This is a genomic window from Kitasatospora sp. NPDC057198, from assembly GCF_042670125.1.
Lineage (GTDB): Bacteria > Actinomycetota > Actinomycetes > Streptomycetales > Streptomycetaceae > Kitasatospora.
Genome location: NZ_JBHUWH010000296.1, coordinates 1 through 10,099 on the forward strand (window position 1 = coordinate 1; position 10,099 = coordinate 10,099).

Consider the following 10,099-nt stretch of genomic DNA (forward strand, 5'->3'; position numbering starts at 1 on the left):
GTTCCGCGCCGCGCCGTTCGGCCTCCGCCGCGGCCCAGCGGACCGCGGCCCGAGCCTGCGGGGAGCCGTCGTACCCGCTCACGATCTTCTGCGTCATGGTCCACGTCCCCTTCTCGCGACTTCTCGCAGCGGACGGCGTCCTGCCGCCCGGTGCGTCGAGCGGCTACCCCGGGGAGCGGAGGGCATGCCGGACTGCGTCGGACCAGCCGGTGTCCATGTCAGGGATCCGGTTTGCCAACGTTGGAAATTTGGTCGCGCAGGCATCACAGCAGGACGGGCCCGGGTTGTCCAGACCTCGTGCGGGGATCGGCGCGACGACCCGTGCGTGCGGGCGGATCGCTGCTGTTGAGGGCCAGTTGACGGGAATTCAGGGCGCGGGGGCGGGTCGGACGGAGGGTGCGCAGGTTCTTGACACCCTCTCGGCGGATGGCCCATTGTCCCTCTACAACGTTGGAAACCGATGGGCGGCCGGCGCGGCCGACGGCCCCGCCCCATCCTCCTGAGCTCCCCCTCGCTCCCCCTCTCCCTCCCTCGCACTCGCACTCGCAGTCAAGGATGTGATCGGGCGTATGAACCCCACCCCGCGCGCCAAGTCCGCCGTCGCCGCCCTGCTCCTCGCCGGGCTGTGCCTCTCGGCGTCCGCCTGCACCAACCAGGGCGACGGCGGCTCGTCCGGACACAGCGCCGCCGCCCCCGACAACACCGCGGCCGCCCAGCAGGTCGTCTCGCCCACGGCGTCGGCCGCCGGGCCGGGCTGCACCGCGGACACCTACGGCGCGCCGAAGCTGGACCTGACCGACGGCAGGACGGTCGTCGGCTTCTCGCAGTCGGAGTCCACCAGCAACCCGTTCCGGGCCGCGGAGACCGCCAGCATCGAGGCGGAGGCCAAGAAGCTCGGCGTCAAGCTGATCGAGCGCAACGCCAACGCCGACGTCAACGCCCAGAACGCGCAGATCCAGGACATGATCGCGCAGGGCGCCCAGGTGCTGATCGTGGCCCCGGAGAACTCCGACGGCCTCGGACCGGCGCTGGCCGCCGCCAAGGCCAAGAAGATCCCGGTGCTGACCATCGACCGCACCGTCGGCGGCACCGCCTGCTCCGACTTCGTCGCCTTCATCGGCTCCGACTTCTACGGCCAGGCCAAGATCGCCGCCGACGACCTGGCCGGCGCCACCGGCGGACAGGCGCACGTGGCGATCCTCCAGGGCACCCCCGGCAACAACGTCTCGGCGGACCGCACCAGGGGCTTCACCGACCAGCTCGCCGCCAAGTACCCGAACATGCAGGTGGTGGCCTCGCAGACGGCCAACTTCGACCAGACCGAGGGCCAGAAGGTGATGGAGCAGCTCCTCCAGGCCCACCCCGACATCAACGCCGTGTACGCCGAGAACGACGGCATGGCGCTCGGGGCGATCCAGGCCATGCGCTCGGCCGGGAAGGCCCCCGGCAAGGACATCAGGATCGTCTCCATCGACGGCATCCGGCAGGCCGTGCAGGGCGTGGTCGACGGGCAGCTGGTCGCCGACATCGAGACCAACCCGCGCTTCGGCCCGCTCGCCTTCCAGTCGCTCAAGGACTTCTACGGCACGGCCGGGGTCCAGCCCAAGGTGATCATCAAGGACGGCCACTTCGCCGCGGACAACGCCAAGCAGGCGCTGGAACAGGGCCTGGTGTACTGACCCGCCACCGCGTCACCCGCCACCCCGCTGCCGGGGGCCGCCCGTCCGTGGCCCCCGGCGCCGCTCCCCGTCCGAGAACAACCGCAGGAGGAGGAACCCCCATGGCCCAGGCGGACCGGCCCGACGGCCCCGTCGACGCACCGGCCGACGCGCCGGACGGCACACCGGCCGACGCGCCGGACGGCACACCGGCCGACGCGCCGGACGGCACACCGGCCGACATGCCGGACGGCGCGCCCGTACTGGTGGCGACCGGGATCGGCAAGAGCTTCGCGGGCGTCCACGCGCTCCGGGACGTCGGCCTGACGCTCCGTCCGGGGCGGGTGCACGCCCTGGTCGGCGAGAACGGCGCCGGCAAGTCGACGCTGATCAAGGTGCTCACCGGCGTCCACCGCCCCGACGCCGGACGGATCGAACTGGCCGGCGAGGAACGGGAGTTCCGCACCCCGCTGGAGGCACAGCGGGCCGGCGTCTCGACCGTCTACCAGGAGGTCAACCTCGTCCCGATGATGTCGGTGGCCCGCAACCTGCACCTCGGCCGCGAACCGCGCCGCCGCGGCCTGCTCGACCTGCGCCGGATGCACCGGGAGGCGGCCGAACTGCTGCTCCGCTACGGCGTGGACACCGACGTCACCCGGCCGCTGCGCGAACTCGGCCTCGGCGCCCAGCAGATGGTCGCCCTGGCCCGCGCCGTCCAGGTCGACGCCCGGGTCGTCGTCATGGACGAGCCCACCTCCTCGCTGGAGCCCCGCGAGGTCGACACCCTGTTCTCCGTCGTCCGGGACCTCACCGCGCACGGCACCGCCGTGGTGTACGTCAGCCACCGGATGGACGAGCTCTACACCCTCTGCGACGACGTCACCGTGCTGCGCGACGGCCGCACCGTGCACACCGGCCCGCTCGCCCCGCTGGCCCGCCGCGAGCTGGTCGACCTGATGCTCGGCCGCGCCCTCGGCGCCGCCCGCGAACGGGGCGCCCGGCACGTGCCCGAGGCCGGGGCCCGGCCCGCGCTGCGCGCCCGCGGCCTGTCGGTGCGCCACCGGGTGCACGGCGTCGGCTTCGACCTGCACCGGGGCGAGGTGCTCGGCCTCGGCGGGCTGCTCGGCTCGGGGCGCAGCGAGACCGCCAAGGCCGTGGTCGGCGCGCTCGGCGCCGACGCCGGAACGGTCGAGGTGGACGGCGAGGAGCTGGCCAGGCGCAGCCCCGCCGCCGCGATCCGGGCCGGCGTGGTGCTGCTGCCCGAGGACCGCAAGGCCGAGGGCATCGTGCCCGGCCTGTCCGTGCGGGAGAACATCGTGCTGGCCGCGCTGCCCCGGCTCTCCCGGGCCGGGATGGTCTCCCGCGCCAGGCAGGACGAGGTGGTGGAGAAGTTCATGGCCCGGCTGCGGATCAAGGCCGCGAGCCCCGACCAGAAGGTCGCCGACCTCTCCGGCGGCAACCAGCAGAAGGTCCTGCTGGCCCGCTGGCTCTGCCTCGCCCCCAAGGTCCTGCTGCTGGACGAACCCACCCGCGGCATCGACGTCGGCGCCCGCGCCGAGGTCCAGGGCCTGATCGACGAACTCGCCGCCGACGGCCTGGGCGTCCTGCTGATCTCCTCCGACGCGGACGAACTGATCGCCGGTGCCGACCGCGTCCTGGTCCTCAAGGACGGCGCCCCCGTCGACGAACTCACCGGCGACCGGGTCAACCCCGACGACCTGCTGGCCGCCCTGGCCCACGAGACCCGGCCGCCGGCCGGCGGCACGAACGACGAGACGGACGGAGCGGAGCGATGAGTGTCCTGGCCCCCGCGGGGGTGCTGCGCGGGCGGGCCCCGGCGCTGCGGCTGCTGCGGCGCTACGGGGTGTACGCGGCGCTGGGGGTGCTGTTCCTGGCGGCGGTGGTGCTGGACAGCGGGTTCCTGTCGGCGGGGAACGTGCGGATCCAGCTGTTCCAGGTCGCGCCGACGCTGCTGGTCGCGCTGGGCATGGCGCTGGTGATCGGCACCGAGGGGATCGACCTGTCGGTGGGGGCGGTGATCGCACTGGCCGCCGCCGTCATCCCGCTGTACATCGGCTGGGGGCTGCCGGTGGCGCTGCTGGTGGCCGTCGCGCTCGGGGCGCTGAGCGGGCTGGCGGGCGGGGCGATGGTCGCGTTCACCGGCGTGCAGCCGATCGTCGCGACGCTCGCCCTGATGATCGGCGTGCGCGGCGCCGCCTCGCTGGTCAACGGGGCCTCCGCCAAGCCGGTCACCGACGGCGCGCTGCTGACCCTGGGCTCGGACGCCTTCCTGGGCGTCCCGCTGACGGCCTGGCTGGCCGCCGCCTGCGTGGCGCTGACCGCGGTGCTGGTGCACCGCACCACCTTCGGGCGGCAGCTGGTCGCGGTCGGCGACAACCGGCGGGCCGCCCGGCTGGCCGGACTGCCGGTGCGGCGGGTGCTGCTGACGGTGTACCTGCTGTCGGGGGTGCTGGCGGCGCTGGCCGGTGCGGTGATCGTCGGGCACGGCGCCGAGGCCGATCCGGCCAACCAGGGCCGCAACATCGAACTGGACGCGATCACCGCCGTCGTGGTCGGCGGCACCCCGCTGGCCGGGGGCAGCGTCCGGGTGCTGGGCACCGTCGCCGGGGCGCTGTTCATGCAGCTGACCGCGGCCGTGCTCACCCAGCACGACGTGCCCGCCTCCCTCACCAAGATCGTCGAGGCGGCCGTGATCTGCGTCGCCGTCTACGCCTCCCAGGAGCGTGGTACCCGATGACCCCCACCGCCCTCACCCCGGACGGCCGCAGCGCGGAGAGCGCCGCCGAGCGGCTCGCCGCCCGGATCCAGCGGCACGGCGCGCTCACCGTGCTCGCCCTGCTGGTGCTGCTCGCCTCGGTGTTCTCGTCCGGCTTCGCGAGCACCGACAACCTCGGCGCGATCCTCGGCAACAACGCCTTCGTCTGGCTGCTCGCCCTCGGCCTGACCTTCGTGATCCTGACCGGCGGCATCGACCTGTCGGTCGGTTCGATGTACGCGCTCGGCGGCGTCCTCGCCGCCTGGGCCGCCGAGCGGTACGGCACCTGGGCGGCCCTGCTGCTGCCGCTCGCGGTCGGCGCGGCCTGGGGCTGCGTGCACGGACTGCTGGTCGCCAGGGCCCGGATGGCCCCGTTCATCGTCACCCTGGCCGGACTGCTCGGCGCCCGCGGCCTGCTCCAGCTGGTCACCGACGAGGGCGCGAACACCCACCTGGTGCCGCGCGGATCGGCGTTCCGCTCGCTGGGGGAGGGCACCTGGACGCCGGTGCTGATCTCCGCCGCGCTGTTCGGACTCGGCGCGCTGCTGCTCACCCGCACCCGCTTCGGCGCCACCACCACCGCCGTCGGCGGCAACGAGCACGCCGCCACCCTGATGGGCCTGCCCGTCGCCCGCACCAAGACCCTGGTCTACGTGCTGTCCGCGACGCTCGCCTGCGCGGCCGGAGCGCTCGGCGCCGCCCGGCTCGGCTCCGGCGTCACCACCGTCGGCGTCGGCTACGAACTCACCGCCATCGCCTCGGTGGTGATCGGCGGCACCCTGCTCACCGGCGGCAGCGGCTCGGTCGGCGGCACCGTCGCCGGCGTCCTGCTGCTGTCGGTGGTCCACAACCTGATCGACCGCTCCGCCTCCCAGTACGGCTCCGCCGTCACCGACACCGTCAACGGCGGCTTCCTCGCCGCCGTGGTGCTCGCCCAGGCGCTGCTCAACCGGGGACGCCGGGACGAGTGAGCGGCGCCCCCGCAGCACCGGGGCCGCCGCGTCGCGCGCCGACCCGACCGGAACCGAACGAGAGGGACCAGGGCCCATGGGCGTGAGCCTCAAGGACGTCGCGCTGCGGGCCGGAGTGTCCGTCAAGACCGTCTCCAACGTGGTCAACGACTACCCGCACGTACGGGCCGGCACCCGCGACCGCGTCCAGCGCGCCATCGACGAACTCGGCTACCGCCCCAACGCCACCGCCCGCCAACTGCGCACCGGACGCAGCGGCATCATCGCGCTCGCCGTCCCCGAACTCGGCAACCCCTACTTCGCCGACCTCGCCACCGCCGTCATCGACGCCGCCGCCCACCACGCCCACACCGTGCTGCTCGACCACACCGCCGGGCTGCGCGCCAACGAGACCCTGGTCTCCCAGGGCTTCCGCTCCCACCTCATCGACGGACTCATCCTCAGCCCCATCCACCTGGAGAAGGAGGACCTGCTGCACCGCCCCGACCGGCCGCCGCTGGTCCTGCTGGGCGAGCGCGAGTACGACGCCCCGTTCGACCACATCGCCATCGACAACGTCGCCGCCGCCCGGCTCGCCGTCCGCCACCTGCTCGGCCTCGGCCGCCGCCGGATCGCCTTCGTCGGCGCCCGCCGCGACAGCCGCCGCCAACCCGCCCACCTGCGGCTGCGCGGCTGGCGCGAGGAGATCCTGGCCGCCGGCCGCACCCCCAGCGAGGACCTGGTGATCGCCACCGACGGCTACGACCGCCTCGACGGCGCCGTCGCGATGACCCGGCTGCTCGACCTGCCCGAACCGCCCGACGCCGTCTTCGCCTACAACGACCTGGTCGCCCTCGGCGCACTGCGCGTCCTCGCCGAACGCGGCGTCAAGGTGCCCGAACAGGTCGCCGTGGTCGGCTTCGACGACATCGAGGACGGCCGCTACGGCGCCGTCACCCTCACCACCATCGCCCCCGACAAGGCCGCCATCGCCCGCCTCGCCGTCGACTGCCTGATCGCCCGGATCGAGGCCGGCCCCGACCGCACCCCGCCGCCGCCCCGCCGCATCCTGCCCAGCCACACCCTGGTCGTCCGCGAATCCACCGCCGGCCGCGCCGCGCACCGCCCCCGACCGGCCACCGACTCCCGATGAAGGAAAGCCCGTTGCCGCTCCCGTCCGTGACCCGCAGCCCCTTCGGCACCCTGCCCGACGGCACCCCCGTCGCCCGCTGGACGCTCGACTCCGGCACCGGCGTACGGGCCGAGGTGCTCGAACGCGGCGGGATCCTGCACCGCCTCGACGTCCCCGACCCCGGCGGGAAGCCCGCCAACGTCGTCCTCGGCCACGACACCCTGGAGGACTACACCGCCGACACCGCCTACCTCGGCGCCCTGATCGGCCGCTACGCCAACCGGATCGCCCGCGGCCGCTTCGACCTCGACGGCCGCACCCATCGCGTCCCCGCCACCGACCGCGGCCACGCCCTGCACGGCGGCCCCGACGGCTTCCACCGCCGCCAGTGGCGCGCCAGCGCCCGGTCCGCGCCCGACCGCGCCGAGCTCCGCCTCGACCTGCACAGCCCCGACGGCGACATGGGCTTCCCCGGCGCCCTGCACGTCACCGCCCGCTACACCCTGGACCGGCACGGCACCCTCCGGCTGGACTGGACCGCCCGCACCGACCGGCCCACCCCCGTCAACCTCACCCAGCACGCCTACTTCAACCTCGCCGGACCGGACGGCGACGGCGGCGTGCTCGGCCACCGCCTCGCCGTCGACGCCGACGCCTACCTGCCCGTCGACGACGACGCCATCCCGCTCGGCGCCCCCGCCCCCACCGCCGGCACCCCCTTCGACCTGCGCACCCCGCACCCGCTCGGCGAACGCCTCGCCCACCCCCACCCGCAACTGCGCCGGACCGGCGGCTACGACCACTGCTTCGTCCTCGCCCCGCCCCCCGCCCCCGGCGCGCTGCGCCGCGCCGCCCGGCTGCACGATCCCGCCGCCGGCCGCCGGATGGAGGTCTGGACCACCGAACCGGGCCTCCAGGTCTACACCGGCAACGCCCTGGCCGGCGACCCGCACCCCCGGCACGGCGGCCTGTGCCTGGAGACCCAGCACTTCCCCGACTCGCCCAACCGCCCCGACTACCCCGACACGGTGCTGCGCCCCGGCACGACCCGGCACAGCACCACCGAGTACCGCTTCCCGCCCCCGGACCGGCCGTGACCAGCCCCGGGCCGGCCGTGACCGCCCCCGGTTCAGCGCGCCAGCGTGCTGCTCTCCCGCACCACCACCCGGAAGCCCGGCGTGATCCGCCGCCCCGGGCCGGTGTAGCGCCGCTCGATCCGCTCCTCCAGGCAGCGCACCGCCAGCTCGGCGATCAGCCGCTTGTCCGGCGCCACCGTGGTCAGCGACGGGATCGCGTACGCCGCCTCCTCGACGTCGTCGAACCCGACGATCGCCAGGTCCTGCGGCACCCGCAGCCCCGCCTCGTGCGCGGCCCGCAGCGCGCCCAGCGCCAGCAGGTCGTTGAAGCAGAACACCGCGTCCGGCCGCTCCGGCAGCCGCAGCAGGCGGCGCATCGCGGAGGCGCCGTCCGGGCGGAAGTACGCCCGCACCGGCGGCAGCAGCTCCGGGTCCAGCGGCAGCCCGGCGTCCGCCAGCGCCTCCCGGTACCCGGCCAGGCGCTGCTCGGCGGTGGCCCGCGGCGCCGGGTCCTGCCAGCCGATCGCGGCGATCCGCCGGTAGCCCTCGTCCAGGAGGTGCCGGGTCACCTCGCGGGCGCCCGCCACGTTGTCGATGTGCACCCGGTCCGCGACCGGGCCCAGGTCGGCCTCGCCGAGCAGCACCAGCGGGATCTCCCGGGAGCGCGACAGCAGCGTCGTCCGGTCCAGGCCCAGCGGGCTGAGGATCACCCCGTCGATCATCGGATCGCCCAGGCCGGAGGCGATCCGCAGCTCCGCCGCCGGGTCGCCGCCGGTGTCGTCCATCAGCACCGTGATGCCCACCCGGCGGGCCGCCGCGATCACCTCCACCGCCAGCTCCGCGAAGTACGGCGAGGGCAGCTCCGGGAAGGCCAGCGCGATCACCCCGCTGCGGCCGGTGCGCAGCCGGCGGGCCGTCACGTTCGGTAGGTAGCCCAGGGCGTCGACGGCCCGCTGCACCCGCTCGCGGGTCGCCTCCGCGACCGGCACCGTGCCGTTCACCACGTTCGAGACGGTCTTCACCGACACCCCGGCCAGCTCCGCCACGTCCTTCAACCTCGGCGCCGCAGCGCCGCCACCCGGCACGGACACGCCGCACCCTCCTCCCGCCGGCCGGCGCGAGGGGGCGCGGCCGGCCTCGCCACGACGCCGCCACTACAGCTACTACAACGTGAGAATACAAGGTCGCCGATGAACGGACAGCACCTCGGGCCCCGGAGCCGGGCCCCGCCCCGGCCACCCCCGAGACCGGTACCGCCCCCTCGCACCCCCACCAAGAAGGAGCGCACCTTGTCCATCCAAATGCAGTCAGCCATAGGGAAGTTGTGGCGCAACGCGCGCGCCGCCGCCGTCGTCCTGGGGCTGCTCGTCGCCGTCCTGATCGGCCTGCCCGGCGTCGGCCACGCCGCCACCGCGCGGCCCTGCGACCTGTACGCCTCCGGCGGCACCCCCTGCGTCGCCGCGCACAGCACCACCCGCGCCCTGTTCGCGAACTACAACGGCCCGCTGTACCGGGTCACCCGGACCTCCGACGGCGCGAGCACCGACATCGGCCTGCTCACCGCCGGCGGCTACGCCGACGCCCAGGCGCAGGACCGGTTCTGCAACGGCAGCAGCTGCCGGATCAGCCGGATCTACGACCAGACCACCCGGCACAACGACCTCCTGCCCGGCCCCGCGGGCACCGCGGGCGGCGTCGACCGCGGCGCGGACGCCTCCGAGATCGCCGTCACCGCCGGGGGCCACAAGGTCTACGGCGTGTGGATCTCGCCCGGCGTCGGCTACCGCTACACCGGCGTGGCCTCCGGCGTCGCCGTGGGCGGCCGGCCCGAGGGCGTCTACATGGTCGCCAGCGGCACCCACGTCGGCGCGGACTGCTGCTTCGACTACGGCAACGCCGAATCCACCCCCGCCGACACCGGCAACGGCCACATGGACGCCGTCTCCATCGCCACCACCTGCTACTTCCCGCCGTGCAGCGGCAACGGCCCGTGGATCGAGGCCGACCTGGAGAACGGCATGTTCCAGGGCGACAACGGCTCCAACACCGCCAACCTCGGCAACAACAGCCCCTACGTCACCGCCGTCCTGAAGAACGACGGCCAGACCACCTACGCCATCAAGGGCGGCAACGCGCAGTCCGGCGCCCTCACCACCTGGTGGAACGGCGCGCTGCCCAGCCGCCCCGGCTACCGCCCGATGCAGCAGGAGGGCGGCATCATCCTCGGCACCGGCGGCGACAACTCCAACCGGAACCGCGGCACCTTCTTCGAGGGCGCCATGGTCGCCGGCTACCCGGGCGACGCCACCGAGAACGCCGTCCAGGCCGACATCACCTCCGTCGGCTACAACGGCCGCACCGACCTGCCGAGCGCCCCGCAGGGCACGGTCACCGGCCCCGGCGGGCAGTGCGTGGACGTCGCCGCCGACGACAGCGGCAGCAACGGCACCGCCGTCCAGCTGTGGAACTGCCAGACGTACGCCGAGGACCAGCACTGGGCGCACAAC

The 10,099-nt window shown here is 74.6% G+C and carries 9 protein-coding genes; 7 read left to right on the forward strand and 2 right to left on the reverse strand.

From position 1 onward, the window contains the following. The coding region (locus ACFUEL_RS27215) for a universal stress protein (protein ID WP_380239408.1) at positions 1-97 on the reverse strand (97 nt) is incomplete at its 3' end. A gap of 472 nt (positions 98-569) precedes the next feature. Here ACFUEL_RS27215 and ACFUEL_RS27220 point away from each other — a divergent pair. The 6 genes from ACFUEL_RS27220 to ACFUEL_RS27245 all read left to right on the forward strand — a co-directional run bounded on the left by ACFUEL_RS27220 (position 570) and on the right by ACFUEL_RS27245 (position 7,613). Then, a complete protein-coding gene (locus ACFUEL_RS27220) occupies positions 570-1,679 on the forward strand; it encodes an ABC transporter substrate-binding protein (protein WP_380239401.1) in 1,110 nt (369 codons plus the stop codon). Between the two features lie 221 nt (positions 1,680-1,900). Further along, positions 1,901-3,454, forward strand: a complete 1,554-nt coding sequence (locus ACFUEL_RS27225) for a sugar ABC transporter ATP-binding protein (protein ID WP_380239409.1) — start codon at positions 1,901-1,903, stop codon at positions 3,452-3,454. Further along, positions 3,451-4,416, forward strand: coding sequence for an ABC transporter permease (locus ACFUEL_RS27230; RefSeq protein WP_380239402.1), 966 nt, complete (start codon positions 3,451-3,453; stop codon positions 4,414-4,416). Before ACFUEL_RS27225 ends, ACFUEL_RS27230 begins: the two co-directional genes overlap by 4 nt. Then, positions 4,413-5,405: an ABC transporter permease gene (locus ACFUEL_RS27235; protein WP_380239403.1), complete on the forward strand. Its 993-nt coding sequence runs from the start codon at positions 4,413-4,415 to the stop codon at positions 5,403-5,405. The genes ACFUEL_RS27230 and ACFUEL_RS27235 overlap by 4 nt, the downstream gene beginning before the upstream one ends. 76 nt (positions 5,406-5,481) lie before the next feature. Continuing rightward, positions 5,482-6,537 (forward strand): LacI family DNA-binding transcriptional regulator, encoded by a 1,056-nt coding sequence (locus ACFUEL_RS27240; RefSeq protein ID WP_380239404.1) that lies wholly within the window; start codon positions 5,482-5,484, stop codon positions 6,535-6,537. Further along, positions 6,534-7,613, forward strand: coding sequence for an aldose epimerase family protein (locus ACFUEL_RS27245; protein ID WP_380239405.1), 1,080 nt, complete (start codon positions 6,534-6,536; stop codon positions 7,611-7,613). Before ACFUEL_RS27240 ends, ACFUEL_RS27245 begins: the two co-directional genes overlap by 4 nt. A 32-nt stretch (positions 7,614-7,645) precedes the next feature. Here the strand turns inward: ACFUEL_RS27245 and ACFUEL_RS27250 are convergent, their stop codons facing one another. Then, on the reverse strand, positions 7,646-8,683 hold the full coding sequence (locus ACFUEL_RS27250; protein ID WP_380239406.1) for a LacI family DNA-binding transcriptional regulator: 1,038 nt from the start codon (positions 8,681-8,683) through the stop codon (positions 7,646-7,648). Between the two features lie 198 nt (positions 8,684-8,881). Between ACFUEL_RS27250 and ACFUEL_RS27255 the strand changes: the two genes are divergently transcribed. Next, the coding region (locus ACFUEL_RS27255) for an arabinofuranosidase catalytic domain-containing protein (protein ID WP_380239407.1) at positions 8,882-10,099 on the forward strand (1,218 nt) is incomplete at its 3' end.